21 protein-coding genes are annotated in these 25,843 nt (G+C 72.4%); 10 read left to right on the top strand and 11 right to left on the bottom strand.

What is annotated here, in order from left to right; translation table 11 throughout:
• The first annotated feature begins 94 nt into the window (after window positions 1-94).
• Window positions 95-1,633: a histidine ammonia-lyase gene (gene hutH / locus AB0G63_RS01350; RefSeq protein WP_360742386.1), complete on the top strand. Its 1,539-nt coding sequence runs from the start codon at window positions 95-97 to the stop codon at window positions 1,631-1,633.
• A gap of 125 nt (window positions 1,634-1,758) precedes the next feature.
• On the opposite strand, the gene AB0G63_RS01345 is transcribed toward hutH, so the two are convergent.
• Window positions 1,759-2,586 carry a hypothetical protein gene (locus AB0G63_RS01345; protein ID WP_360742322.1) on the bottom strand — a complete coding sequence of 276 codons (828 nt, stop codon included), beginning with the start codon at window positions 2,584-2,586 and terminating at the stop codon, window positions 1,759-1,761.
• A gap of 42 nt (window positions 2,587-2,628) precedes the next feature.
• Window positions 2,629-2,934, bottom strand: coding sequence for an LAETG motif-containing sortase-dependent surface protein (locus AB0G63_RS01340; protein WP_360742319.1), 306 nt, complete (start codon window positions 2,932-2,934; stop codon window positions 2,629-2,631).
• 110 nt (window positions 2,935-3,044) lie between these two features.
• On the opposite strand from AB0G63_RS01340, the gene AB0G63_RS01335 reads away from it, so the two are divergent.
• The 5 genes from AB0G63_RS01335 (at window position 3,045) to AB0G63_RS01315 (ending at window position 10,981) form a co-directional block, all read left to right on the top strand.
• Window positions 3,045-3,398 carry a hypothetical protein gene (locus AB0G63_RS01335; protein ID WP_360742316.1) on the top strand — a complete coding sequence of 118 codons (354 nt, stop codon included), beginning with the start codon at window positions 3,045-3,047 and terminating at the stop codon, window positions 3,396-3,398.
• A 220-nt stretch (window positions 3,399-3,618) separates the two neighbouring features.
• Window positions 3,619-4,872 (top strand): Ig-like domain-containing protein, encoded by a 1,254-nt coding sequence (locus AB0G63_RS01330; RefSeq protein WP_360742313.1) that lies wholly within the window; start codon window positions 3,619-3,621, stop codon window positions 4,870-4,872.
• Window positions 4,873-5,003: 131 nt separating this feature from the next.
• Window positions 5,004-6,479 carry an ABC transporter permease gene (locus AB0G63_RS01325; RefSeq protein WP_360742310.1) on the top strand — a complete coding sequence of 492 codons (1,476 nt, stop codon included), beginning with the start codon at window positions 5,004-5,006 and terminating at the stop codon, window positions 6,477-6,479.
• Window positions 6,480-6,709: 230 nt separating this feature from the next.
• Window positions 6,710-7,393: an ABC transporter ATP-binding protein gene (locus AB0G63_RS01320; protein WP_360742307.1), complete on the top strand. Its 684-nt coding sequence runs from the start codon at window positions 6,710-6,712 to the stop codon at window positions 7,391-7,393.
• Window positions 7,394-7,669: 276 nt separating this feature from the next.
• Window positions 7,670-10,981 carry a S8 family peptidase gene (locus tag AB0G63_RS01315; protein ID WP_360742304.1) on the top strand — a complete coding sequence of 1,104 codons (3,312 nt, stop codon included), beginning with the start codon at window positions 7,670-7,672 and terminating at the stop codon, window positions 10,979-10,981.
• Window positions 10,982-11,107: 126 nt separating this feature from the next.
• On the opposite strand, the gene AB0G63_RS01310 is transcribed toward AB0G63_RS01315, so the two are convergent.
• The gene (locus AB0G63_RS01310) at window positions 11,108-11,755 is read right to left on the bottom strand and encodes a hypothetical protein (RefSeq protein WP_360742301.1); all 648 of its coding nucleotides are present in this window, start codon (window positions 11,753-11,755) and stop codon (window positions 11,108-11,110) included.
• A gap of 87 nt (window positions 11,756-11,842) precedes the next feature.
• Complete coding sequence (locus AB0G63_RS01305) at window positions 11,843-12,751, bottom strand: helix-turn-helix transcriptional regulator (protein WP_360742298.1); 909 nt, start codon at window positions 12,749-12,751, stop codon at window positions 11,843-11,845.
• 173 nt (window positions 12,752-12,924) lie between these two features.
• On the opposite strand from AB0G63_RS01305, the gene AB0G63_RS01300 reads away from it, so the two are divergent.
• Window positions 12,925-13,965, top strand: coding sequence for an NAD(P)-dependent alcohol dehydrogenase (locus AB0G63_RS01300; protein ID WP_360742295.1), 1,041 nt, complete (start codon window positions 12,925-12,927; stop codon window positions 13,963-13,965).
• 87 nt (window positions 13,966-14,052) lie between these two features.
• On the opposite strand, the gene AB0G63_RS01295 is transcribed toward AB0G63_RS01300, so the two are convergent.
• Window positions 14,053-14,802 carry a hypothetical protein gene (locus AB0G63_RS01295; RefSeq protein WP_360742292.1) on the bottom strand — a complete coding sequence of 250 codons (750 nt, stop codon included), beginning with the start codon at window positions 14,800-14,802 and terminating at the stop codon, window positions 14,053-14,055.
• A 237-nt stretch (window positions 14,803-15,039) separates the two neighbouring features.
• Here AB0G63_RS01295 and AB0G63_RS01290 point away from each other — a divergent pair, with 237 nt between their 5' ends.
• The gene (locus tag AB0G63_RS01290) at window positions 15,040-15,303 is read left to right on the top strand and encodes a hypothetical protein (protein ID WP_360742289.1); all 264 of its coding nucleotides are present in this window, start codon (window positions 15,040-15,042) and stop codon (window positions 15,301-15,303) included.
• Window positions 15,304-15,423: 120 nt separating this feature from the next.
• Here AB0G63_RS01290 and AB0G63_RS01285 read toward each other — a convergent pair whose 3' ends face one another.
• The 6 genes from AB0G63_RS01285 to AB0G63_RS01260 all read right to left on the bottom strand — a co-directional run bounded on the left by AB0G63_RS01285 (window position 15,424) and on the right by AB0G63_RS01260 (window position 21,946).
• The gene (locus tag AB0G63_RS01285) at window positions 15,424-18,789 is read right to left on the bottom strand and encodes a heavy metal translocating P-type ATPase (protein WP_360742286.1); all 3,366 of its coding nucleotides are present in this window, start codon (window positions 18,787-18,789) and stop codon (window positions 15,424-15,426) included.
• Window positions 18,786-19,376: a GNAT family N-acetyltransferase gene (locus AB0G63_RS01280; RefSeq protein WP_360742283.1), complete on the bottom strand. Its 591-nt coding sequence runs from the start codon at window positions 19,374-19,376 to the stop codon at window positions 18,786-18,788. Before AB0G63_RS01280 ends, AB0G63_RS01285 begins: the two co-directional genes overlap by 4 nt.
• Before the next feature lie 127 nt (window positions 19,377-19,503).
• On the bottom strand, window positions 19,504-19,950 hold the full coding sequence (locus AB0G63_RS01275) for a hypothetical protein (RefSeq protein ID WP_360742280.1): 447 nt from the start codon (window positions 19,948-19,950) through the stop codon (window positions 19,504-19,506).
• Between the two features lie 46 nt (window positions 19,951-19,996).
• Window positions 19,997-20,230 carry a heavy-metal-associated domain-containing protein gene (locus AB0G63_RS01270; protein WP_360742277.1) on the bottom strand — a complete coding sequence of 78 codons (234 nt, stop codon included), beginning with the start codon at window positions 20,228-20,230 and terminating at the stop codon, window positions 19,997-19,999.
• 509 nt (window positions 20,231-20,739) lie between these two features.
• On the bottom strand, window positions 20,740-21,396 hold the full coding sequence (locus tag AB0G63_RS01265) for a DUF4386 family protein (RefSeq protein ID WP_360742274.1): 657 nt from the start codon (window positions 21,394-21,396) through the stop codon (window positions 20,740-20,742).
• Window positions 21,397-21,649: 253 nt separating this feature from the next.
• A complete protein-coding gene (locus tag AB0G63_RS01260) occupies window positions 21,650-21,946 on the bottom strand; it encodes a hypothetical protein (RefSeq protein WP_360742271.1) in 297 nt (98 codons plus the stop codon).
• Window positions 21,947-22,357: 411 nt separating this feature from the next.
• Between AB0G63_RS01260 and AB0G63_RS01255 the strand changes: the two genes are divergently transcribed.
• Both AB0G63_RS01255 and msrA read left to right on the top strand, forming a co-directional pair.
• Complete coding sequence (locus AB0G63_RS01255; RefSeq protein ID WP_360742269.1) at window positions 22,358-25,078, top strand: LuxR family transcriptional regulator; 2,721 nt, start codon at window positions 22,358-22,360, stop codon at window positions 25,076-25,078.
• A 118-nt stretch (window positions 25,079-25,196) separates the two neighbouring features.
• A complete protein-coding gene (gene msrA / locus AB0G63_RS01250; RefSeq protein WP_360742267.1) occupies window positions 25,197-25,709 on the top strand; it encodes a peptide-methionine (S)-S-oxide reductase MsrA in 513 nt (170 codons plus the stop codon).
• Window positions 25,710-25,843 lie beyond the last annotated feature (134 nt).

The raw sequence follows: 25,843 nt of genomic DNA, 5'->3' as shown, positions 1-25,843 counted from the left end.
GTTCCCGGATACTGGCCGCCGCCCGGGTAAGGGGTGCACCCACCACCCACTGGTGACATCGCGGAATTCACTGCGTACGCTCCTGAATATGGATATGCACACTGTGGTGGTGGGGACGTCCGGGGTCACCGCGTCCGACGTTCTCGCCGTGGCGCGCGCCGGCGCCCGGGTCGAGCTCTCCGCGGAGGCCGTGGCGGCCCTCGCTGCCGCCCGCGGGATCGTGGACGCGCTGGCGGCCAAGCCCGACCCCGTCTACGGCGTCAGCACCGGCTTCGGCGCCCTGGCGACCCGGCACATCAGCCAGGACCTGCGCAGTCGGCTGCAGCGCAACATCGTTCGCTCGCACGCCGCCGGCATGGGCCCGCGGGTGGAGCGCGAGGTCGTGCGGGCCCTGATGTTCCTGCGGCTGAAGACCGTCTGCTCCGGGCACACCGGCGTCCGCCCCGAGGTCGCGCAGACCATGGCGGACGTCCTCAACGCCGGCATCACCCCGGTCGTGCACGAGTACGGCTCCCTCGGCTGCTCCGGCGACCTCGCCCCGCTGTCCCACTGCGCCCTGACGCTCATGGGGGAGGGGGACGCCGAGGGTCCGGACGGCGCCGTACGGCCCGCCGGGGAGCTGCTCGCCGAGCACGGGATCGCCCCCGTCGAACTGCGCGAGAAGGAGGGCCTCGCCCTCCTCAACGGCACCGACGGCATGCTCGGCATGCTGGTGATGGCCCTGGCCGACCTGGACACCCTCTACAAGTCCGCCGACGTCACCGCCGCCCTGACCCTGGAGGCCCTGCTCGGCACCGACCGGGTGCTCGCCCCCGAGCTGCACGCCATCCGTCCGCACCCCGGGCAGGCCGCCTCCGCCGCCAACATGCTGGCGGTGCTGACGGGTTCCGGACTCACCGGCCACCACCAGGACGACGCCCCGCGCGTGCAGGACGCCTACTCGGTGCGCTGCGCCCCGCAGGTCGCCGGCGCCGGGCGCGACACCCTCGCCCACGCCCGCCTGGTCGCCGAGCGCGAACTGGCGTCGGCGGTCGACAATCCGGTGGTTCTTCCCGACGGGCGGGTGGAGTCCAACGGCAACTTCCACGGCGCCCCGGTCGGCTACGTCCTCGACTTCCTCGCCATCGCCGCCGCCGACCTCGCCTCCATCGCCGAGCGCCGCACCGACCGCCTGCTCGACAAGAACCGCAGCCACGGCCTGCCGCCGTTCCTCGCGGACGACCCCGGCGTCGACTCCGGCCTGATGATCGCCCAGTACACGCAGGCCGCGCTGGTGAGCGAGCTGAAGCGGCTCGCCGTACCGGCGTCGGCGGACTCGATCCCGTCGTCCGCCATGCAGGAGGACCACGTCTCGATGGGCTGGTCGGCGGCCCGCAAGCTGCGCACCGCCGTCGACAACCTCACCCGCGTGCTCGCGATCGAGCTGTACGCCGCCACCCGCGCCGTGGAACTGCGCGAGGGCCTGACGCCCGCGCCCGCCTCGCGCGCCGTGATCGAGGCCGTGCGGGCCGCCGGTGTCCAGGGGCCGGGCCCCGACCGGTTCCTGGCGCCCGACCTGGCCGCCGCGGACGCGTTCGTGCGGGACGGACGGCTGGTGGCCGCGGTGGAGAAGGTCACCGGGCCGCTGCGGTGAGCCGGCCGGGCCGGGGCCCCGCCGCCGCGCTGCGGGGCCCCGGAAGGCCACTCGGGCTCACGGCCCCGGAGGGCCACCCGGGCTCACGGCCCCGGAGGGCCACTCGGGCTCACGGCCCCGGAGGGTCACTTGAGCTTGGCCGCCTGGGCCTGGACGACGTCGGCGGGGATGTCGTACGTGTCCTCCTTGCCGGCCAGCGCGGCCAGGCTGAGCGTGTAGTACGTGGCGACCGTGGAGCCGTGCCGCACGACCTCGGCGTGCACGGTCGTCGTGCCGCCCTCGACCTTGCTGGTCACCGCGAACGCCACCGACTGGTCACCGGTCCCGGCGGACTTCTCCTCCGCGACCTTGGTGAACGTCTGGGTGTCCTGGCCCTTGGCCGAGACCGTGAACCCGCCCGCGCAGCCGCCGACCGCGTCCGTGACGGACTTCATCGTCTCCTCGGCGCCCCCGCCGGCGTAGGAGGAGAGCGAGACGATGGTCATCGTGGAGTCCAGCACGTCCTGGAGACCGTCCATCGCGTTGTCGAGATCCTCGTCCGAGGTGCCCGAGGCGGTGGGCTCGGTGCTCTTCTCGGTCACCATCCGGTTGACGTAGGCGCTCTCGTCGCCCGGCGCGAAACCGGTCAGGACGTAGGCGATCGGCTCGCACTTCGCGTCCGCCACCGTCACCTGGTCCTTCGAGGCGGCGAAGCGGTCACCGGTGTCGGCGGGCCGGACGTCGTACCCGTCGAGGTCCGCCTTCGTGACGATGAGCTTCTCCAGCTCGCCCGCGCCGAGCGCCTTCGCGGCGGCCGTGGTGGACGCGGTGGACGCGGTGGACGAGGAGTCCTCGCCGGGCGGCGCCTTGGCGTCCTGCGCGCCGGAGTCCCCGCCGCATCCCGTGGTGAGGGCGAGCGACAGCACGCTCACGGCAACCGCGGCGCCCCTGCGCGCGCCCGATGATCTCTTCATGAGCGGACTATGAAGTCCTCGCCAAGGGAACGTCAAACGAGTTCAAAAACCCAGACGTTCCCGGCGTACCGAGTAGGCGACGAACCCCGCGCCGAGGGTGAGGAGGAGCGAGCCGCCGACGACGTACGGGGTCGTGTCGAAGCTGCCGGTGTCGGCGAGCCGGGAGTCCGCCGCGGACGCCGTCGTGTCCGCCTCCGAAGCGGCCCTGGCCTGCGTCGTCGTGCCCGCCGAGGGCTGCTGTCTGACCGGCGTGTCCTGAGTCGCGTTGGCGGACGGGACGAACCACAGGGCGCACAGCAGCGTCCCCGCGGCGGTGGCGGTCAGCAACGGACGGCGAGCGGATGACACGGAATATCGATCCCCTTGTGGCGCTGGCGAATTGGCCGTGTGGGCCGATGGTAGTGAAAGGCGAGGGTCACAGGAAAGTCACGGGAGGAATGAGTCGTACGCTCCGGGGCATGAGCACTGAAGACACGTCACGTTTTGTCCGCCTTCGCGTCGAACTCGTCCTCGAAATCGAGGACTCCGGCGCCCTGACCCGGGCCGCCCTGGAGCGGATCGCGGACGACCCCGATATGCCGGCCGGTGAGCGGGTGCACGCCGAGAGTGCTGTGACGGAAGACACCGCGGAAGCCCTGGCCTACCTCGTGGATCCGTTCGACCTGGTCAGTGAGGTGCCGGGGGCCGAGCTCGCGCAGGCCTCCTGGTCGGCCGAGCGGATCGACTACGACCCCGATTCGCCGGACGGGTACCTGGACGAGGATGATGTCGAGGAGGACGACGAGAGCGAACGGGCGGGCGGCAGCGCCTGACGTCGGTCCGGGGACCGCGATCCCCCGGCCGGCAGCCGCCGCCCGGGGTTTCGTCGTCCCGCCTGGCGCACGGACCGTCACCCGCACCACCCGTCGCGGCGGACGTGTCGTGCCCCACACATGCGGTAGATGTGGAACGGGGCGCACCGGTCGGAGCGTTGGAGTTCGTTAACGGGGGCTCTTGGGGTTTGGGGATACGGCAACGATGGAGAAGCGTGTGATGACGAACAGTAAGCGGCGCAGGGGCTTCGTGGTCGCGTCCGCACTGCTCGGTGGCGTGCTGGTGCTCTCGGCGTGTTCCGGCGGCGGCGACAGCGCCTCCGGAAGCAGCGGGGGCGGCGACACCTCCCAGGCCAAGGCCGACGAGGCGGCCGCCAAGAAGGCGTCCGAGGCCGACATCAGGATCACGCCCAAGGACGGCTCCGACAACGCCTCCATCAACAACTCCGCGGCCGTCACCGTCAGCAAGGGCACGCTGACCAGCGTGACGATGACGTCCGCCGACGGCAAAGCCGTCTCCGGGCAGCTGTCGGCCGACAGGACCAGCTGGAAGCCGAGCGTCCAGCTGGAGCGCTCGACCACCTACAAGGTCGCCGCGGCCGCGAAGGACTCCGAAGGCCGCGTGGCCCACGAGAACGCCTCGTTCACCACGGTCTCCCCGTCCAACAGCTTCATAGCGAACTTCACGCCGGAGGACGGCTCCACCGTCGGTGTCGGCATGCCGGTGTCGATCAACTTCGACAAGGCGATCACCGACAAGGCCGCCGTCCAGAAGGGCATCACGGTCACCTCCAGCAGCGGCCAGGAGGTCGTCTGCCACTGGTTCAACACCAACCGCATGGACTGCCGGCCCCAGGACTACTGGCAGGAGAACTCCACCGTCACGCTGAAGCTCGCGCTCGACGGCGTCGAGGGCGCCGACGGCGTCTACGGCGTCCAGCAGAAGACGGTCACCTTCCACATCGGCCGCAACCAGATCTCCTACGTCGACGCGCAGACCAAGCAGATGAAGGTCACGCAGGACGGCAAGGTCGTCAAGACCATCCCGATCTCCGCCGGTTCGCCCGAGAACACGACGTACGAGGGCATCATGGTGATGTCGGAGAAGTTCAAGGAAACCCGGATGAACGGGACGACCGTGGGCTTCACCGACAACGACGGCAAGGCCGAGTACGACATCAAGGACGTGCCGCACGCCATCCGCCTGACCAACTCCGGCACCTTCGTGCACGGCAACTACTGGGGCGCGAAGTCCATCTTCGGCAGCGTGAACACCAGCCACGGCTGCGTGGGCCTGTCCGACACCAAGGGCGCCAACGACCCGAACACACCGGCCGCGTGGTTCTACAACAACTCGATCCTCGGTGACGTCGTGGTCGTCTCGAACACCGGCGACAAGACGGTGGCCCCCGACAACGGCCTCAACGGCTGGAACATGAACTGGGCCGAGTGGAAGGCCGGATCGGCCGTCTGACGGCTGCTCCACAGGTGACCGGTGCCGCCCCCAGGGGCGGCACCGGTGTTTCTGGGCCCGGCCACAGCCTTCTCATGCTTCTCTTATGGCCGCCTTATCGAGTCATCACGGGGCGTACCTACCTTGCGGCCATGTTCTTCACCTACCTGAGGCGCGAACTGCGGCGCCGTAGAAAGGCGGCGCTCGTCGTCGCCTCCGGCCTCGCGCTGGGCATCGCGCTCGTCATCGTGGTCAACTCCGTGGCGTCCGGCATGGGCAAGGCGCAGGACAAGGTCCTCCAGTCGCTGTACGGCCTCGGTACCGACATGACGGTCACCAAGGCGGCCGCGCCCCCGACGAGCGGCTCGGGCCGTCCCCGCTTCGACTTCGACGCGCAGGACGCCGACTCCGACAAGGAGCAGAGCAGCGACCGCGTCATGGTGCAGGGCTTCCAGACGCTGTCGACGGCGACGGTGACGAAGGTGGCCGGCCAGCGCGGTGTCTCGGACGCCGTCGGCGGTCTGAGCCTCCAGGTCATCAAGGTCAGCGGCCAGTTCACGCGGGGTCAGTTCCAGCAGAACGGCGACGGCCAGCAGAACGGCGAGGGCGGTATGCCGGGCGGCCCCGGCGGCGGCACCGGCCAGCCGCAGGGCGAAGTGCGCGGCGGCGGCGCCAACTTCGACGTCAACAACTACTCCGTCTACGGCACCGACGTCACCGATCCGGCCCTCGGCCCGCTGACCTCGTCGAAGATCACCAGCGGCCGCACCTTCAAGACCACGGAGACCGACGCCGAGGTCGCCGTCGTGGACTCCGCGTACGCCAAGGAGAAGAAGTACAAGGTCGGTTCGACCGTCACCGTCAAGGGCACCAAGTTCAAGATCATCGGTGTCGCCACCGCCGACAGCGGCGACTCGGCCGCCAACCTCTACATCCCGCTGAAGCAGGCCCAGACCCTCAGCGACTCGAAGAACAAGGTCACCACGATCTACGTCAAGGCGACCGACTCGCAGAAGATCGACTCCGTCAAGTCGGCGATCCAGAAGAACATCTCGGGCACGACGGTCACCACCTCCGCCGACCTCGCCGACACCGTCTCCGGCTCCCTGTCCACGGCCTCCTCCCTCGCCACCAGCGTCGGCAAGTGGCTGTCGATCGCCGTGCTGGTGGCCGCCTTCCTGGTCGCGGGCCTGCTCACCTCCTCCGCGGTCTCGCGCCGGGTGCGCGAGTTCGGCACGCTCAAGGCGCTGGGCTGGAAGTCTGGCCGGGTGACCGGGCAGGTCGTCGGCGAGGCGATCGTCAACGGACTGGTCGGCGGCGCCCTCGGCATCGCGCTCGGCCTGGCGGGCGCGTACGCCGTCACCGCGATCAGCCCGACGCTGCAGGCCCAGCTGGGCTCCGGCGGGGGCGGCGGAGGGATGGGCGGACCCGGGGGCGGCGGCTTCGGCGGCGGTCCCGGCCGCCAGGCCGCGAAGACCCTCGAGGTCGCGCTCACCGCGCCGGTGAGCGCCACGACGATCGCCCTCGCGGTCGCCCTAGCGGTGGCCGGCGGCCTGATCGCGGGCGCGTTCGGCGGCTGGCGGGCCTCGCGGCTGCGGCCGGCGGACGCACTGCGGCGCGTGGAGTAGCGCACCCCCTCAGGCGCCCCCTCCGCACCCTCTCCGCACGCCCTCCGCACCCTCTCCACGCGTCCTCAGCACCCTCTCCGCTGGCCCTCCGTGCCCCTCTGCACGCCCTCAGCGCCCCTCCGCACGCCCTCCGTGCCCCCCCGCACGCCCTCCGTGCCCCCCCCGCACGCACCCGGGGCCCGCCCGACCGGCGCGGGCCCCGATCCCCATACGTCAGGCAGGAGTTGACCATGTACGAACTCAGAGGCGTCACCAAGCGCTACACCCGCGGCAAGGAGACCGTCGACGCCCTCGACGGCATCGACCTCACCATCGGCGACGGCGACCGGCTCGTCATCCAGGGCCCCACCGGCGGCGGCAAGTCCACCCTGCTGCAGATGCTCGGCGGACTGGACCGGCCCACCGCCGGCGAGGTCGTCCTCGACGGCGTCGACCTGGCGAAGCTGTCCGAGGCCAGGCTCACCAAGGTGCGCAGCGAGAACATCGGCTTCGTCTTCCAGTCCTTCAACCTCATCCCGACGCTCACCGCCCAGGAGAACGTCGAGACCGCCCTCGTGCCGCTCGGCGTGAAGGTCAGGGAGCGGCGCGAACGGGCCGCCGAGGCACTGAAGTCGGTCGGTCTCGGCGAGCGGCTCGGGCACCTGCCGTCGGAGATGTCCGGCGGCCAGCAGCAGCGCGTCGCCATCGCCCGCGCCCTGGTCAAGCAGCCGAAGGTGCTGCTCGCCGACGAACCCACCGGCAACCTCGACGAGTCGATGCGCGACGAGATCATGGAGGTGCTGGAGCGGATGTGGAAGGAACTCGGGCTGACCTTCATCATGGTCACCCACGACTCCTCGATCGCGCGGCGGGCCCCGCGCCTGGCGACGATCCGCAAGGGACGCATCACCGTCAAGGAGAACGCGGGCGCGTAGGGCCTGTCGCGAAGTCCCGCCGCCCGCCCGCGGGACGCCTGTCAAGCGGCCCCGCGGAGTCCCAATTCGACGAAGCTGTAACAGTGTTCGTGCGGCGGCGTAACAGTTGCCGCATACACCTGATGCCCTTCTCTCCTCCCTTGAGACGCCTGATCACCCCCCGGCATACTGCGTGTTCCCGGGGGGCGTACGCGCGCCTGTACGAGACCACCCCCGGCCGGGTGACGGGGGACGACGCCCGGAACTTCATCTCCAGGGGGAGACTTGCGTCAACAAGTGAAGAGAGCATGCGCGGCCACGATCGCCACCGCGGCCGCCGTGGCCCTGGCGGCGGGCATGACCAGCCCGGCGTCGGCCAGGCCCGGACAGGCGAGCAGCGCCTCGAAGGCGGCCCTCACCGCCAAGCACCGCATCACCCTGATCACCGGTGACCGCGTCGCCGTGGACGCCAAGGGCCGTGTCGTCGGCCTGGAGCCGGCCAAGGGGCGCGAGCACATACCCGTCCAGATCCGCAAGGCCGACGGCCACACCCTGGTCGTGCCGGCCGACGTCGCCCGCATGATCGCCACCGGCAAGGTGGACCAGCGCCTCTTCGACGTCACCGAGCTGAACAAGGCCGCCACCCGCACGTCGCAGAAGCGGGGCCTGAAGGTCATCGTCGGCTACCGGGGCGCCGCGGCGGCCGCCCGGGCCGACGTACGGGACGCGGGCAAGCTCCGCGAGAGCCTGAAGACCCTGAACGCGGACGCGGTGCAGACGCCGAAGCAGGACGCGCCCGAACTGTGGGACGCCGTCACCGACGGCGACCGCACCGCCTCCGGCATCGCCCACGTCTGGCTCGACGGCGTCCGCAAGGCCAGCCTCGACAAGTCCGTGCCGCAGATCGGCGCGCCCACGGCGTGGGCGGCCGGCTACGACGGCAAGGGCGTGAAGATCGCCGTTCTGGACACCGGCATCGACGCCACCCACCCGGACCTCAAGGACCAGGTGATCGCGGCCAAGAACTTCTCCACCTCGCCCGACGCCACCGACAAGTTCGGCCACGGCACGCACGTCGCCTCCATCGCGGCCGGCACCGGCGCCAAGTCCGGCGGCAAGTACAAGGGCGTCGCCCCGGGCGCCAAGCTGCTCAACGGCAAGGTCCTCAGCGACGACGGCTACGGCGACGACTCGCAGATCCTCGCGGGCATGGAGTGGGCCGCCGAACAGGGCGCCGACGTCGTCAACCTCAGCCTGGGCGGCGGCGACACGCCGGAGATCGACCCGCTCGAGGCCGAGGTCAACAAGCTGTCGGAGCAGAAGGGCATCCTGTTCGCCATCGCCGCCGGCAACGACGGCGACTTCGGCGACCAGACCATCGGCTCCCCGGGCAGCGCCGCCGACGCCCTGACCGTCGGCGCCGTCGACGACAAGGACAAGCTGGCCTCCTTCTCCAGCCGCGGCCCCGGACTCGACGGGCAGATCAAGCCCGACGTGACCGCCCCCGGCGTGGACATCACCGCGGCGGCGGCCCCCGGCAGCGTCATCGACCAGGAGGTCGGCGAGAAGCCGGCCGGCTACCTGACGATCTCGGGCACGTCGATGGCGACCCCGCACGTGGCGGGCGCGGCGGCGATCCTCAAGCAGCAGCACCCGGACTGGTCGTTCGCCGAGCTCAAGGGCGCGCTGACCGGCTCCGCCAAGGACGGCGGGTACACGCCGTTCCAGCAGGGCTCGGGCCGCATCCAGGTCGACAAGGCCATCAAGCAGACGGTGATCGCCGACCCGGTGTCGGAGAGCTTCGGCGTCCAGCAGTGGCCGCACACCGACGACAAGCCGGTCACCAAGCAGCTGACGTACCGCAACCTCGGCACCAAGGACGTCACCCTGAAGCTGACGTCCAGCGCCACCAACCCCAAGGGCCAGGCGGCTCCCGCGGGCTTCTTCAAGCTCGGCGCCACCACGGTCACCGTCCCCGCGGGCGGCAAGGCCACCGTCGGCCTCACCGTCGACACCAGGCTGGGCGGCACGGTCGACGGCATGTACTCCGCGTACGTGACCGCGACCGGCGGCGGGCAGACCGTGCGCACCGCGGCCGCGGTGCAGCGCGAGGTCCAGTCGTACGACGTCACGCTGAAGTTCATCGGCCGTGACGGCAACCCGGCCAAGAACTACCTCGCGACCCTGTTCGGCGTCTCGGGCCTCGGCGAGGGCAGCTTCTACTCGCCCTACGACCCCTCCGGCACCGTCACCGCGCGCGTGCCCAAGGGCAGCTACGTCCTCGACACCGGCGTCATCGTGGACCCGGAGGACTTCGCCAAGGGCGTCGACTCGCTGGCCCAGCCGAAACTGAGCGTCACCAAGAACACGACGATCACGCTGGACGCGCGGACCGCGAAGCCGGTCGACATCACCGTCCCGGACGCCGCCGCCAAGTCGCAGTTCGCGTCGCCCGGCTACACGGTCCAGTCCGGCAACTTCGGCATCTCCTTCGGCTGGTGGCTGGACTCCTACGACAACTTCCGCACCAAGGGCCTCGGCCCGGAGGTCACCGACGGTTCGCTGACCCAGCAGTGGGACGGCCACTGGACCAAGGGCGACGACGAGGAGTACGACACCACGACCGGCGCGGTGGTCAAGCAGCTCGCCACCGGCTACACCAAGCACTACAAGGCGAGCGAACTCGCCACGGTCAAGGTCGGCATGGGCGCCGCGGCCAGCGGCAAGACGGGCGCGGTCAGCGCGCTGGGCTGGCTGCCCAACAGCACCGGCGCCTCCTCGATCGGCGTTCCGCAGGCCCTGCCCGGCACCCGCAAGCTGCACCTGTCCACCTCGGGCGGCGTGCAGTGGAACCTGGAGTTCGCGCAGTACGGCGGCACCGACTCCGAGGGCTTCCCGATCTCCGAGGCCGGCTACGTCATCGACGCCCCGCAGACCTTCAAGGCGGGCCAGACCTACTCGAAGACCTTCAACACGGCCGTGTTCGGACCGCACCTGAACTACAACTACGGCCTGTACCGCGACGGCAACAGCATCTCCGGTCTCGTGCCGCTGTTCGCCGACGGCAAGGCGCACGCGGGCTCCTCGCTCTTCACCTCGGTCACCACCACGCTCTACCGCAACGGCACCAAGGTCGGCTCCAACGACGACCCGCTGTTCGGCGACGGCGAGTTCAAGGTCCCCTCCGGTGAGGCGGACTACAAGCTGACGACGTCGGTCAAGCGCACCGTCAAGGTCGCGGCGGCCTCCACCCGCATCGACGCGAGCTGGACGTTCCGCTCCAAGAAGACCTCCGACTTCACCAAGCTGCCCGCCTCCACGGTCCGTTTCAACGCGACCACGGGACTGGACAGCAGGGTCGAGGCCGGCAAGACGATGAGCATCCCGGTCGTCGTCGAGGGCTCCGCCAAGGGCAGCAACCTCAAGTCGCTGGGCGTGTGGGTGTCGTACGACTACGGCCAGACCTGGAAGAAGGTCAGCGTGGTCCACGGCAAGATCACCGTGAAGAACCCGGCGAAGGGGAAGGCCATCTCCTTCCACGCCAAGATCACCGACAAGAAGAACAACAAGTCGACGATCTCGATCTACAACGCCTACTACGGCAAGTAGTCCGCGGTTCCTGACAGGGAACCCAGCGGCCTGACAGGCCGAAGAAGCCCGCCGGAAGATCTTCCGGCGGGCTTTTCGCCGAGTCCGTGCCGCACCTGGCGGCGGGGACGTTCCCCTGAGCGGCCGTCAGCCGCCCGGCCGGAACGCGCCCTCCGCCGGGTGCGCGAACGCCTCCACGGCGGTCTTCCGGCCGGCCGCGGTCCCCTTGAGCGCGAGCTGCCCGCCCATCACCCGCAGGTCCACGGCGAAGCGCACCGCGCCCCGCTCGGCCCGGAGGCCGTGGACGCGGGAGCCGGGGTAGCCGAGCTCGTTCAGTTCCCTCGCCACCCGGCCCGTGGTGGGCCTGTCCAGGCCGGTCAGCGCCAGGGCGACGCGTTCGCTGTGTTCCCGCCCCTCACACGCCTCCACCCCCTTCAGCCGGGCCGGCTCAGCCGTGGCGGCGGGGGACGGCTCCTCCGTGGGCTGCTCCTCGGTGGGCGGCTCCTCGTCCACCGGCAGCGGCTCGTCCGGGCTCGTGGGCGGACGCTCACCCGGGGCCGGGTCATCGGACTCCGCCGTCGTCGGAGGGTCCGGTACGCACGGGGCGCCCACCCGCTCCAGCATCTCCAGGAACGCCACCCCGGCATTCGCGCCCGGGCTGGTCGCCGCCCGCGCGCCCGCGGCGTCCACGGTGTGGTGCCGTCGTCCCCCGGCCTGTTCGCCGCCGCACCCGGACAGCGCCGCGACGGCGAGCGCCGCCGCTCCGGCGCTCGCGAGAAATCTGTTCAGCGTCATGAACAAACCCTTACGGAACGGCCCGCATCGCCACATGAGTACGCGTACTCACCGGCCCCTGAGCCCGCTCGGGCGGACGCCGGTGGATCAGGGCCGGGCGGAGGAGGCCTTCGGGGTCGCGTCCGCCGCCCAGCTGCCGAGCAGCCGCAGCGCCTCCGCCGACGGCGACCCCGGCTCCGCGTGGTAGGTGACCAGGACCTGCTCCGCGTCGTCGGCCAGGCGGAAGGACTCGTACGACAGTGTCAGGTCGCCCACCAGCGGATGGCGCAGGTTCTTGACGCCGTAGCCCTTCTCCTTGACGTCGTGCATGGCCCACAGGCACCGGAACTCCTCGCTCTTGACGGAGAGTTCACCCACCAGGGAGGACAGGCGCGGATCGTCGGGACAGCGGCCCGCCTCCATGCGCAGGAAGCTGACGACGTCGCTCGCCTTCTGCTCCCACTGCACGAACAGGTCACGGTAGTCGGGCCGCAGGAACACCAGCCGCGCCCAGTTCCGCTCCTGCGCCGGCAGCTCGGCCCAGTCACCGAAGACCGCGGCGGCCATCCGGTTCCAGGCGAGGATGTCCGAACGCCGCCCCGTCACGTAGGCCGGCACCGTGTCCATCGTGTCCAGCAGCTGCCGCAGCGCGCCGCGCACCTGCTGCGTCCGTCCGGCCGGCTTCTTCTTGTGCTGCTTCGGCTTCGCCAGGTGCACCAGATGCGCGTGCTCGGCGTCGCTCAGCCGCAGCGCCCGCGCGATCGAGTCGAGCACCTCCGCCGACACGTTCCGCCCGTTGCCCTGCTCCAGACGCGTGTAGTACGCCACGGACACCCCGGCGAGCTGCGCCAGCTCCTCGCGGCGCAGCCCCGGCACCCGGCGGTGCCGGCCGAAGTCCGGCAGCCCCACGTCCTCCGGCTTCAGCCGGGCGCGCCGGGTGCGCAGGAACTCGCTGAGCTCGGCACGCGGGTCCAGGGCCGACGCGGGCTCCCGCACGGTTTCGGGCTGTTCCTCCATGCCTTCCAGTATTCACGGTCGTACGCACAGCAGCCTGACCCCGCCAGTGGTAGGCACAGCGGACGTAGGCACAGGCGTGGCCTGGGTGAGCCGCGATCCGCTGGGCACACTGGACGTCGTGCCCGGCCGAAAGGCAGCCGGGCGCACACGACCTTGCTAGGAGAACCCCCGGCATGACCACTGTTGCTGCGTACGCCGCACCCGCCGCCAAGGCGCCCCTGGAGCGCACCACCATCGAGCGCCGAGCGGTCCGCGAGCACGACGTCCTGATCGACATCAAGTTCGCCGGCATCTGCCACTCGGACATCCACCAGGCGCGCGAGGGCTGGGGCGAGGCGATATTCCCGATGGTCCCGGGCCACGAGATCGCGGGCGTCGTCTCCGAGGTCGGCCCCGGCGTCACCAGGTTCGCCGTAGGCGACCGCGTGGGCGTCGGCTGCATGGTCGACTCCTGCCGCGAGTGCGAGAACTGCCTCAAGGGGCTGGAGCAGTACTGCCTGGCCGGCAACGTCGGCACGTACAACGCCATCGGCAGGGACGGCGAGCCGACCTACGGCGGCTACTCCGAGAAGATCGTCGTCGACGAGAACTACGTCGTGCGCATCCCCGACGGCCTGGCGCTGGACGTCGCCGCGCCCCTGCTGTGCGCCGGCATCACCACCTACTCCCCGCTGCGTCACTGGAACGCGGGCCCCGGCAAGAAGGTCGCGGTCGTCGGCCTCGGCGGCCTCGGCCACATGGGCGTCAAGCTCGCGCACGCGATGGGCGCCGAGGTGACCGTCCTGTCCCAGTCCCTGCGCAAGAAGGACGACGGGCTGAAGCTGGGCGCCGACCACTACCACGCCACCAGCGACCCGGAGACCTTCAAGGCACTGCGCGGCACGTTCGACCTGATCATCTCGACCGTGTCGGCCCCGATGGACTTCGGCGCGCTGCTGTCCCTGCTCAGGACGGACGGCGCGCTGGTGAACGTGGGCGCCCCCGAGGAGCCGGTCTCGCTCAACCTGTTCTCGGTGATCGGCGGCCGCAAGACCCTCGCCGGCTCCGGCATCGGCGGCATCCAGGAGACCCAGGAGATGCTCGACTTCTGCGCGGAGCACGGCATCGGCGCCGAGATCGAACTGATCCGCGCCGAGCAGGTCAACGAGGCGTACGAGCGGGTGCTGGCGAGCGACGTCCGGTACCGGTTCGTGATCGACGCGTCGACGATCTGACCCCGCGCCGCGCTCCGGGGCTCCGGCGGTGTTACGCCGGAGCCCTCGACGGACGCCGGCCGGCCACCGTCGGCCGGCCGGGTGCGCTCAGCCGGCGGCGGCGAACTCCTCGCCGTCGCCGTAGACCCGTACCAGCACGCCTCCATCGGTCCCCGGCCGCACCGAGTGCGCGCGCCCGAGCCCGGCGACCCGGACCCGTCCGTCGGCCGTGACCTCCGCCATGGTGTTCTCGTCGAGCGCGACGCCGTGGGCGAGCCCGTGCCGGGCGGCCGCCGCGATCAGCCGCGGCAGGTTCCCCCACTGCGCGGCGTGCACGTCGACGGCGAAGGGCACGATCCCGAGCCCGGCCCGCACCTCCACCTCCTCCAGGTCCTCCGCGCTGTCCTCCGGGCACACCGCGACCCCGCCGTCGAGCCAGCCGCCGACGAGGGCGTCCCGCGCCGCCACCACGGCGCCCGCGGAGAAGCCCGCGTACGGGATGCCGTACTCGGCGAGCAGGCCCGGCAGCCGGTCGAGACAGTCGCTGAACGCCTCCTGGTACGCGGGCGTGAGCCCACCGCAGACCAGCAGCCCCTGCACGTCCCGCAGGAGACCGACGTCGAACCGCTCGCCGAGCGGCACGAGCAGCGGAACGGGGACGCAGTCGGCGACCTTGCGCAGTACCGGCTCGTACCGCGCGAACTGCCCCGCGCCGTCGCCCTCGTCGACGATCACGCACCCGATCCTGGGCGCACCGCCCCCGGCGGCGTCCGCGGCGGCGCGCAGGAAGGGCCCGTAGACCGCTGTCGCGGCGGCCGTGTCCCAGCCGCCCCCGATGAGAAACGTACGAAAGCTCATGTGCTCCCCCGATTGATCGAACCGGCACTGTACGGGCTGGACGTGCTGATCGTCGAGCGGATGGCCGGACCGGTCCCGGCGGATCCCCGGTCCGGGACGGATCTCCGCCCGGCCCCCACCGCGTTCGCGCGGAATGTGCACCCATGGTGACATTCCGGCTACCGAAAGTTCCCGTGCTCGGTCAGGAGGGACGGCATGGGCCGCGTCACGCCGAGAGTCCGGTCTTCGCTGACGTGCGTGGTGCTTCTCGCCGCGGCCGGATGCGGTCAGTACCAGGCCGGCGCCGGGTCGGGCACGGCCGGCGACCAGGTCACCGAGGGGCTGGTCGGCGACCTGAAGCAGAGCGGGTTCCAGGTCAGTCCGGGATACGCGCGGCTCTACACCCAGCAGGGCTGCAAGCAGTACACCCAGTCGATCGCCGACCGATACCACTCGGACAACGCCGCCGGCTCCTCCCGGAGCGCCACGCCGATCGGCAGCCGGCCCAGCTCGCAGGGGTAGCCGTACGGGCTGTCCATGTCCTCCGGCCACAGTGGGGTGTCTACGCCGGCCTCGAAGAAGAACCGCAGCCAACGGGTCACACGGCATCCTCTCAGGCGTCCGCGACCGGGCCGCGTCGCGTCAGCGGGCCCGTACGGTGAACGGCACGGTGATCACCTCGCCGCCGGCGAGCCGGAACTGCGCCCACAGCCGGTAGGTCCCGGCGGTGGGGAACTCGGCGTGCACGTCGAGTTCGGGCCCGAAGGTCTGGCCGGGCAGGGCGAAGACCGGACGGCCGTCGGAGCCTGTGACCTCGGCGTGTTCGTGGGCGAAGGTCTGTCCGTCGGCGCGCATGACCACGATGTGGCCGGCGGCGGCGAGGTAGGGCCGCAGGCCGTCGACCGGGCGGCCGGTGGCGGCGTCGCTGAAGGTGTAGCGCAGGTCGCTGCGCCTGCCCGCCTCGGCGTCGCCGTCGAGCCGCACGCGGACGCCGTCCACGACGGTGCTGCGCGGGCCCGCGGTGAGGGTCACCGGCGCGGGGGCGCGGCCGGCGACGGTCAGCAACTGCCGGAAGTGGACGTCGGCCAGCTGACCCTGCCGCCGGAACTCGGCGTTGACGATGTACCGTCCGGCGGTCGGGAAGGTGATCTCCACCGCGAGCTGTCCGGGCCGGCCGGTCGGTCGCGGATGCGCGTGGGTGAACGTGCCGAGATCGGCGCGGGTGGCGATCAGGTGCATCCACGCCTCGTGGCTGCGGGTCAGGTCCTGCACCGGCTTGCCCGTCCGGCGGTCGACGACGGTGGCCACCAGCCGGGTCGGCACGCCCGGCCGGGTGCTCGCGGGCAGGTCGAGGCGGACATCGAGTCCCGCCTCGGCGGCATCGGCCGGCGGGCTGTCGGCGGTCATCATCACGCTCATCGCGGGGCGTATCGGCATACCGGTGCCCTGCACCCAGGCCAGCTGGCCGTTCATGCCGCGCTCGGCGAAGTCCATACGGCTGACCGCGGTCAGTCCGGCGCCCAGGGCCAGGGCGACGGCCGCGATACCGGTCAGGTAGGCGTACTGGCCGACCCGGGCGCGCAGCGGCGGACGCAGTATCTCGCGGGCCCCGGCCGGGCGGCGGAAGCGGCGCAGCCGCAGCGCGTTGGTGACCACGCTCACCGAGCTCATCGCCATCGCCGCACTGGCCAGCACCGGGTCCAGCAGCAGGCCGTGCCACCAGTACAGTGCCCCGGCGGCGACCGGTACGAGCAGCAGGTTGTAGCCGAACGCCCAGCCCAGCCCCTGCTTCATCGTCGTCACGGTGCGCCGCGACAGCGCGATCGCCGAAACGATGCCGCGCAGGTCGCCGCCGACCAGCGTGACGTCGGACGCGGCGATCGCGACATCGGCGCCGGTGCCGACCGCCAGGCCGATCGCGGCCTCACTGAGGGCGCCGGCGTCGTTGATGCCGTCACCGCAGAAGGCGACGACGTCCCCCCGCTCCTGCAGTTCGCGCACCTTCGCCGCCTTCTCGGCCGGCAGCACATCGGCGAGCACGTGCTCGATGCCGACCTGCTCGGCGATCGCCGCGGCGGTGGCGGCGTTGTCGCCGGTGAGCATCCACACCTTCAGGCCCAGCGCCTTGAGCTGGGCGACCGCCTCGGCCGACTCCGGCTTCACCGTGTCGGCCACGGTGAGCACGGCGGCCGCGGCCCCGTCGACCGCGACGAACATCGGCGTGCGACCTGCCGCGGCCTCGGCGGCAGCGGTGGACTCCAGCGCGGCGACGTCGACGCCGCGGGCGGCCATCAGCGCGGCGTTGCCCACGAGCACGCGCTTCTCACCCACGACGGCGTCGACGCCATGCCCGGGAACGGCGTCGAAGGAACGCAGCGCGGGCAGGTCGAGGGAGCGAGCGGTGGCGGCGGCGACGATCGCCTCGCCGACCGGGTGCTCGCTTCCGGTCTCGGCGGCCGCCACGAGGGCCAGCACGTCGTCCTCGCCCCAGCCGCCGGTGGCGGTGATGCCGGTCAGGGACGGCTCGCCCCGGGTGATCGTGCCGGTCTTGTCGAGCACCACGGCGGTGACCCGTCGGGCGGTCTCCAGCGCGTCCCCGTTGCCGATGAGGATGCCCAGCTCCGCGGCGCGGCCGGTGCCGGCCATCACCGCTGCCGGCGTGGCCAGGCCGAGTGCGCAGGGGCAGGCGATGATCAGCACCGCGATCGTGGTGCTGATCGCCGTCGTCAGCCGTCCGGTGTCCGGGCCGAGCGTCGCCCACGCGACGAACGTGGCGGCGGCCAGGCCGAGCACGATCGGGACGAACCAGGCCGAGACCCGGTCGGCGAGTCTCTGCAGCGGCACCTTCGCGCCCTGCGCGTCCTCGACCAGCCGGACGATCTGCGCCAGCGCGCTGTCCGCGCCGACCGCGGTGGCCCGCAGCACCACCGTGCCGGTGCGGTTGATCGTGGCGCCGATGACCCGATCGCCGGCGGTCTTGTCCACCGGCAGGCTCTCGCCGGTCAGCATGCTCTCGTCGATCGCCGTGGCGCCTTCGGTGACGACGCCGTCGACCGGGACCTTCTCCCCCGGCCGGACCCGGACCAGGTCGCCGACGACGACCTGGTCGACCGGGACGTCGACCGGAACGCCGTCGCGCAGCACGCGGGCGGTCTTCGGCGCCAGTCCGGCCAGGGCGTTGATCGCCGCGGCGGTCTGCTTCTTCGCCTTCGCCTCCATCCACCGCCCGGCCAGGACGAGGGCCAGGATGACCAGCGAGGTCTCGAAGTACAGGTGCAGCGGCAGGCCCCACCGCTCGGCGGCCGCGGGCCAGAGAGTGACGAACGCGCTGTAGGCGTAGGCGACTCCGGTGCCCAGCGCCACCAGGGTGTTCATGTTCATGCTGCGGTGCCGCGCGGCGGCCCAGGCGGCGCGGTAGATGTCCCGCCCGGCCCAGAACTGCACAACCGTGGCAACCACGAGGACGGCCGGCATCAGCCAGTCCATCACGTCGAGGTAGAGCGGTATGTACATCAGCACCATCAGCCCGAGGCCGGTGGCGAGGGTGACCTGCCACCTGCGCTTCAGCGAAGTCAGGCGGGGCCCGCCGTCCCGCTCGTCACCCCCCGCGGCGTTCGCGGTGGTCGTCGTCGGTCCCGCGGTCGTGGGTCCCGCGGTCGTGGGTCCCGCGGTCGTGGGTCCCGCGGTCGTGGGTCCCGCGGTCGTGGGTCCGGTGGTCGTCGGTCCGGTGGTCGTCGTCGGCCCGGCGGCGGACCGGGCGTCGCGGCGCGGGGCCGCGGTGTAGCCGGCCCGGGTGACCGCCGTGGTGAGCTCCTCCAGCCCCACTCGCGTCGGGTCGAAGAGGACGGTGGCGACCTCGGTGGCCAGGTTGACCTCCGCGGCTGCCACCCCGTCGACACGGCGAAGCGCCTTTTCCACCCTGTTGACGCACGAGGCGCACGTCATGCCGCCGATGTCGAGGATGCAGCCGGCGGTCGCCGCGGCCGCGGTCGAGGCAGTGCTGGTCATTCCGGACTCCTGTTCGGGCGGGGTTCCTGTGCCACGGCTGATGGTGCAGGGCGGGGGACCGGCCCCGGACCGGCGATTTCGCCGGGTTCGCGACGGGGTTCGCGACGGGGTTCGTGGTCGTCGGCGACCAGGCCTGCGTATGCGCTGGGCGGCCAGGCAGCGAGGATCTTGGGCCGCAGGGTGGCGCCGAGCCGGCGGTAGAAGCGCTGCGCGTCGACGTTGCCGGCCTCCACGCCCCAGCGGATGAGCAGTCGCCCGGGTGCGGCCGACGCGGCGAGAGCCGCCATGAGTCGTCGGCCGGTGCCGGCGTCGCGGTGCCCGGGGCGGACGTAGAGGTCGTCGAGGTCGAGTACGTCGCCGCCGGTCCACAGGTGCAGCCGGCGGACGGCGGAGACGTAGCCGACCGCCGGGCCGCCGTGTTCGGCCAGCAGGACGATCACCTCGGGGCGTCCGAGCAGGGCGTGCCACTGATCGTCGGTGACGTGCACCTGCGCCGTCTGATCCTCGTGGGCGGCGATCTCGCGGACCATCGCGGCCACGTCGGCGGCGTCGTCCGGTGTGGCCCGGCGGATCGTGATCTCGGTCATTGCGGGGAGTCCTCTCGTGGGGCGGTGGTGGACGGGGCGGCGGGAGCGGGAGGGCGGCTCCCGCCGCCGCGGTCGGTCCGCGCGACGCCGCGGGTGTCACCGACGGCGCCGGGCTGGGGCCGACGCCTCAGCAGTGGGCGTATTCGTGCGGACGCAGCAGCATGGCCGCGGCCATCGCCGGGAGCATGAGCAGGTGGCCCCACAGCATCAGGGCGCCGCCGTCGATGAGGTCGAGCGCCAGCGGCACGAACAGCACCAGGAAGGGCAGGTACATGGCCGCGCCCATCTCGGCGATGGGCCGCCAGCGGTGGCCGCGGAACCTCATCCACGCGGACATGGCCACCGTCATGTTCGTCGCCATGATCAGCGCGCCGGTGTAGGGGTTGTCCATCAGCGCGGCGGCGTCGAGGACGTACATCCACACCGGGTGCAGGACCACCATGCCGACGGCCATGGCCACGACCATCTCGGCGAAGTGGAGGGCGAATTTCCTGGCGCTCAGGCGGTGGCCGTCGTGCCCCGCGGCGTCGGTGGGCGCGGGGGCTGCGGACGGGGTGGCGGTTCGGTTGTGCACGGTATGTCTCCAGGGACGGGGTGGGGATGTCGGGGACGGGGTCCGGTCACGGGACGAGGGTGAAACCGGCCTCGTCGACGGCGTCGGCGATGGCGGCGCGGTCGACTGGCCGGGAGACGGTGACGGTGACGCTGCCGGTGGCCAGATCGACGGTGACGGACTCCACGCCGGCGACGCCCGAGATCTCCTCGGTGACGGCGCGGACGCAGTGCGCGCAGGTCATGCCGGTGACCCCGAAGGTGGTCGAGCCGATGAAGGTGCGGGGGGTGCCGGAAAGCATGGGTACTCCTCGAGTTGGTCGTGTTGGTGACGCTGGGGTCGGGTAGCGGAGTCGGCCCGGCGGCGGGTGCATCTCACCGGGAAAATCGCCGGGATCGGGCACGTTGCCGGCCCTGCTCGCGGGATCGTCCGCGGTGGCGCCGGTGCCGGGCTCGCCGTCTGGCGTGGCGAGGGGGAGGGCGGCCGCAAGCCCTTGATCTCTGACTCCGCGGACAGCTGGGCGCCGGGGGTCTGCGGCGGACGTGCCGGCTGTCACTCGGGCGGGGCGGCGAGGCAGCCGAGCCCGCTGGGGCGTGGTCGTTCTGAGCGTTCTCACGTGCGGAGACCGGGTCCGACGTCGCGGTAAGCCGGCCCCCGTCGAGGCGGCCAGGGCGGTCCTCGGCCGGCCGAAGGCGGGGTCTCGGCCCGGCCCCGGGAGGCCGTGGGGCGTCGTGGCCAGGGCCGGGCGTCGGCTACGGGTCGGCGCGGTCGCCGGTGATGCCGAAGGCGACCAGCGTCTGGTCCACGGCTTCATCGGCCCGGCGACGAGGCCTCCGGATCCGGCATCCTCCAGGCGACCACGACCAGCCAGATCATCCACGACACGTCCAGGACGAAGGCCAGCACGATGGCGATCGACTCCGTTGGGGAGAAGCCCGCGGAGCCGACGACCCAGCCCTGCACCAGGTAGCTGAGGCCGGAAAGCCCCATCAGGTGGACCATCGGCCGCGGGATCCAAGCCGTCCGCACGGCGGCGACCGCGAACAGGAGCAAGGCAAGGCCCAGGGCGAAGTCCTGGTAGCTCCGCACGCCCCACTCAAGCCAGCGGATGGCCTCGGCGCTCGCGAAGCGCGCCGGCTTCTCGGAGGCCGGGGCGCTCGCCCACGCGTTCACGGCATGCTTGAGGGCGACCCCGTCCACTGCTTGCAGGACGCCGTACAGCGCCAGCGTCGCCGCCGCGGAAGCGGCACCGAGTCGCCCCGCCCATCTCGCCGTTCCGCTGTGACCATCCAGAGCGGAGAACAGGGCGAGCAGCCCTGCGAGGAGGATCGCCATGCCGGCGAATTGGCCGACGTGCACGAGTGTCCAGACCCCGCTGTCGGCGTAGGCGGCGAACACGGCGTGGTGGTCATTTGCGTCCCCGCCGGTGTGGAACTGGGTGACCGCGATGTACAGGAGCTGTCCCACCAGAAGCAGCGTGGCGGCGCGGCGCAGCGACGTACGACGCGCCAGGGGTTCGGGGGGCGCGGGGGTGGCGCTCAGAACGCGGGACGCGCCGGGCGCAGCCGTGTGCTGGCGGTGTGCGCAGGTTCCGCCCTCGCTTGAAGGCGGTACAGCCGATGAAGGTGCGGGGGTGCCGGGAAGCACGGGAACTCCTCAAGGTGGTCGTGGTGGTGACGCTGGGGTCGGGTAACAGAGTCGGCCCCGAGGCGGCTGCGTCTCACCGGGGAAATCGCCGGGTTCGCAGTGCGAGGAACAGGGCGAGCAGCGCTGCGACGAGGATCGCCATCCCCGCGTATCGGCCGAAGTGCACCAGTGCCCGGAGCGCGCTGCCGGCGTGGGCCCCGAACACGGCGTGGTGGTCATGGGCGTCCCCACCGGTGGGGAACCGGGTGACCGCGAGGTACAGGACCTGCCCCGCGAGGAGCAGCGTGGCGGACAGCCGTAGCGACGTACGACGCGCCAGGGGTTCGGTGGGTTCGTGGGTCGCGCCCGGAGCGGGCGATGTGCTGGACACGGCAGGCCTCCGGGTGGCGTGCGGGTCGGACTGCGGGTCGGGCGGTGTCACGGGAGGGCCACGGGAGGAGGGCGAGGCCCGCCTCGCCGACGGTGGCGGTCCGCTCGGTGACCGGGCGCGGGGCGTCGGACGGTGAGGGGGAACTCCTCGACGTGCTGACGGCGGTGCCGTTCTGGTAAGCAGAGTCGGCGCCGGCCGGGGGCGTCTCACCGGGGAAACCGCCGGGTTTCCCGCCGTGCTCGGGCAGAGGACACCGACGCCGACGGCCCGGTCGCAGCCGCCTCGGACGTGGGGTGGTGGTCGCCTGGCCGCCTGCCGTGCCCGCCGGTCGCCCGGTCACGCACGCGGGATGTGGTCGGATCTCGGTCGGGGACCGTCCGGTGTGCTCGATGCGCTCGATATCGTTGGTTCGTGCTGGCCGGAAGGGACCTAGAGCGCGCGGCGGTCTCCGCGCTGCTCGACGCTGCCCGCGCCGGCAACGGCGGCGCGCTGGTGGTGCGTGGTGTCGCCGGGGCCGGCAAGTCGGCGCTGCTGGCCGACGCGCTGTCGACCGCGCCGGACCTCCAGGTGCTGCGCACTTCCGGCGTGGAATCCGAATCGCCGCTGGCCTTCGCCGCGCTGCAACGGCTCCTGTGGCCGTTGCGCGCCCGGATCGATGCCCTGCCGGCACCGCAGGCCGCGGCGCTGCGCGCGGCGATCGGTGAGGCCGAGGGCGAGGGCGACCGCTTCCTGGCGTTCCTCGGCACGCTGAGCCTGCTGGCCGACGCTGCCGAAAGGGCGCCGCTGCTGGTCATCGTCGACGACGCGCACTGGCTCGACGACGCGTCGGCCGCGGCGCTGCTGTTCGCCGCCCGCCGACTCCAGGCCGAGCCGGTGGCGCTGCTGTTCGCCGCCCGCGACGGCGACGCCCGCCGCTTCGACGCCGGGGACCTGCCCACCGTCGTACTCGGCGGCGTGACCGGCGCCGACGCCGACGCGCTGCTGTCCGCCCACGCCGGGACCGACGTCGACCCGGCGGTGTGCGGCCGGCTGGTCGCGGACACCGGCGGCAACCCGCTCGCGCTGGTCGAGCTGGCCGGCGTGCTCACCGCCGACCAGCTGGCCGGCCGGGCGCCGCTGCCCACTCCGTTGCCGCTGACCGGCGGCGTGGAGCGCGCCTTCCTCAACCGCTGCCGCCGTCTCGACGAGCCCGCGCAGCGGTTTCTGCTGGTCGCCGCGACCGACGACACGGGCCGGCTGACCGTGGTCCGGGAGGCCGCCGAACGCCTCGACGCCGCGGATGCCGCCCTGGACGCGGTGGAACGGTCCGGGCTGCTGCGCGTGGACGGCGACGCCGTCGCCCTCTACCACCCGCTGGTGCGCTCGGCGGTCTACCGGGCGGCCACCAGCGCGCAGCGCCGAGCCGCGCACCGTGCGCTCGCCGACGTGCTGACCGGCGACCCCGAGCGGCGGGCCTGGCACCTGGCCGCCGCCGCCGACCGGCCCGACGAGGACGTCGTCGCCGCCCTCGACGGGGTCGCCGAGCGCGCCGCGGCCCGCGGTGGCCACGAGGCGGCGGCCGCCGCCTGGGCCCGCGCCGCCGAACTCGAAGAGGCCAGTGAGGCCCGCGGCCGGCGGCTGTACCTGGCCGCGTCCTCGGCCTGGCTGGGCGCGCACCCCGCACGCGGCTCGGCGCTCGCCCAGGCCGCTGCGGCGGACGTGACCGATCCGCTGCTGCGGGCGCGACTGCTCGCCCTCCAGGGGCAGATCGAGTGGAACACCCGCTCGCTGAACGACGGCTACGACCTCGTCCTCCAGGCCGCCGAGACCGCCACCGGCGTGGACGCGGCGCTGGGGGCTCAGCTGGCGATGCTCGCCGCGTCGCTCACGGCGTTCGGCGCCCGGTCCCCGCGCGCGGTGGACCCGGCCGCGCTGCTGGCCGAGCCCGCACCGGACGCGCCGCCCCGCGTGCGGGCCGCTCGGGCTCTGCTGCACGGCTTCGGCGCCGTCGCCCGCAGCGACTGGGCAGCGGCCGCGGAGTCCTTCCGGCGCGCGTTCGACCTCACCGACGCCGAGCCGGTCGACGACCACATGCTGCAGCCCAACCTGGGCATCGCCGCGATGCTGATCGACGACGACGAGCGCGGACTGCGACTGCACGAGCAGCAGCTGACCGCCGCCCGCAGCGCCGCCGCACTCACCATGGTCGAGCACGCCCTCACCCGCGGCGCCCACTTCCAGATCGCGACCGGAGCCTGGTCGAAGGCCGCCGGCGCCGCCGCCGAGGCGCTGCCACTGAGCGCCGGCACCGGTCACCCGGGGCTGACCGCGCTGCCCACCGCGCAACTCGCCCTGATCGCGGCGCTGCGCGGGGACGACGATGCCGAGCGCCACCTGGACCGGGTCACCGAGATCCGGGACAGGCACCCGATCGGCATCACCGACCGCCTCGTCGCCGACCTGGCGCACTGGGCCCGTGGGCTGCGCGCGGCCGCGCAGCCGGCGACCGCGCTGCACCACCTCGAGCAGATCGAAGGGCCGGCGTTCCGCCGGCTGGCCGCCCTCGACCTGTTCGACGCCGCCGTCCGCGGCGCCCGTACCGACCTCGCCCGCACCTGGCTGGCCGAGCTGGAGCAGTTCGCCGCGGGGACCGGCGCGCCGTCCGCGACCGCGGTCGTCGAGCACGGCCGCGCCCTGCTCGCCGGCGCCGGCGACGGCGACGCCGAGACCCACTTCCGGCGGGCACTCGCCGCGCACGCCGAATCGCCGCGGCTGCCCGACCGGGCCCGCACCCATCTGGCCTTCGGCGAGCACCTGCGCCGCGCCCGCCGCCGCGTCGACGCCCGCGAGCACCTGCGCACCGCGCTGGCACTGTTCGAGGACCTCGGCGCCACCCCGTGGGCCGAACGCGCCGCGCAGGAGCTGCGCGCCTCCGGCGAGAGCGCCCGCCGCCGCGACGTCACCACCGCCACCGCGCTCACCCCGCAGGAACGCCAGGTCGCCGCCCTGGTCCGGCAGGGCCTGTCGAACCGGGACGTGGCCGCCCAGCTGTTCGTCAGCCCACGCACCGTCGACTTCCACCTGAGGAACTGCTACGCCAAACTGGGTGTCAGTTCCCGCGCCGAGCTCACCGCCCTCCCGCTCGATCTGTGACCGGCGTCCAGGAATCGCTGGGAACCCTCACGTGTTGACCGGGGTGGGCAATGGATGCCGGTGAAGTGCGAGCCGGGCAGCCCGAGTGACCAGGCTGACACGTATGGGAGGGGCCGCGATGGCCGAGCAGACGCAGAGGGCCGTGCTGGCGGGCGGATGTTTCTGGGGGATGCAGGAGTTGATCCGCCGGCTTCCGGGCGTGACGGCCACCCGGGTCGGCTACACCGGGGGTGACGTGCCGAACGCGACGTACCGCAACCACGGCACGCACGCCGAGGCCATCGAGATCCTCTTCGACCCGGCGAAGACCGACTACCGCGCGATCCTGGAGTTCTTCTTCCAGATCCACGACCCGAGCACCAAGAACCGCCAGGGCAACGACATCGGCCTCAGCTACCGCTCGGCGATCTACTACGTCGACGACGAGCAGAAGCGGATCGCCGAGGACACGATCGCCGATGTGGACGCCTCCGGACTGTGGCCGGGCAAGGTCGTCACCGAGGTGGAGCCGGTCGGCCCCTTCTGGGAGGCCGAGCCCGAGCACCAGGACTACCTGCAGCGCTACCCGAACGGGTACACCTGCCACTTCCCGCGCCCGGGATGGCGGCTGCCGGCCCGGACGCAGGACTGACCACGAGAGACGCCCCGGTGGAACGCCACGGGCCGGGAAGGCCACGGGCCGAGGCTCGGCCGTCCAGGGCGGGGCCGGCGGGGCAGGACGCGGGCAGCCCCTGTCAGGGTCCTCTTGCTTCCCGCCTCGCGGGG

The organism is Streptomyces sp. NPDC020996 (assembly GCF_040641355.1).
Classification (GTDB): domain Bacteria; phylum Actinomycetota; class Actinomycetes; order Streptomycetales; family Streptomycetaceae; genus Streptomyces.
Note: the sequence above shows the minus strand (reverse complement) of the source record. Positions and strands in the feature narration are given on the sequence as shown.

Excerpts from the sequence above, each read along its gene's own strand:
- hutH (WP_360742386.1), top strand. The coding sequence starts at position 95 with ATGCACACTGTGGTGGTGGGGACGTCCGGGGTCACCGCGTCCGACGTT.
- AB0G63_RS01345 (WP_360742322.1), bottom strand. The coding sequence starts at position 2,586 with ATGAAGAGATCATCGGGCGCGCGCAGGGGCGCCGCGGTTGCCGTGAGC.
- AB0G63_RS01335 (WP_360742316.1), top strand. The coding sequence starts at position 3,045 with ATGAGCACTGAAGACACGTCACGTTTTGTCCGCCTTCGCGTCGAACTC.
- AB0G63_RS01330 (WP_360742313.1), top strand. The coding sequence starts at position 3,619 with ATGACGAACAGTAAGCGGCGCAGGGGCTTCGTGGTCGCGTCCGCACTG.
- AB0G63_RS01325 (WP_360742310.1), top strand. The coding sequence starts at position 5,004 with ATGTTCTTCACCTACCTGAGGCGCGAACTGCGGCGCCGTAGAAAGGCG.
- AB0G63_RS01320 (WP_360742307.1), top strand. The coding sequence starts at position 6,710 with ATGTACGAACTCAGAGGCGTCACCAAGCGCTACACCCGCGGCAAGGAG.
- AB0G63_RS01310 (WP_360742301.1), bottom strand. The coding sequence starts at position 11,755 with ATGACGCTGAACAGATTTCTCGCGAGCGCCGGAGCGGCGGCGCTCGCC.
- AB0G63_RS01305 (WP_360742298.1), bottom strand. The coding sequence starts at position 12,751 with ATGGAGGAACAGCCCGAAACCGTGCGGGAGCCCGCGTCGGCCCTGGAC.
- AB0G63_RS01300 (WP_360742295.1), top strand. The coding sequence starts at position 12,925 with ATGACCACTGTTGCTGCGTACGCCGCACCCGCCGCCAAGGCGCCCCTG.
- AB0G63_RS01295 (WP_360742292.1), bottom strand. The coding sequence starts at position 14,802 with ATGAGCTTTCGTACGTTTCTCATCGGGGGCGGCTGGGACACGGCCGCC.
- AB0G63_RS01285 (WP_360742286.1), bottom strand. The coding sequence starts at position 18,789 with ATGACCAGCACTGCCTCGACCGCGGCCGCGGCGACCGCCGGCTGCATC.
- AB0G63_RS01280 (WP_360742283.1), bottom strand. The coding sequence starts at position 19,376 with ATGACCGAGATCACGATCCGCCGGGCCACACCGGACGACGCCGCCGAC.
- AB0G63_RS01270 (WP_360742277.1), bottom strand. The coding sequence starts at position 20,230 with ATGCTTTCCGGCACCCCCCGCACCTTCATCGGCTCGACCACCTTCGGG.
- msrA (WP_360742267.1), top strand. The coding sequence starts at position 25,197 with ATGGCCGAGCAGACGCAGAGGGCCGTGCTGGCGGGCGGATGTTTCTGG.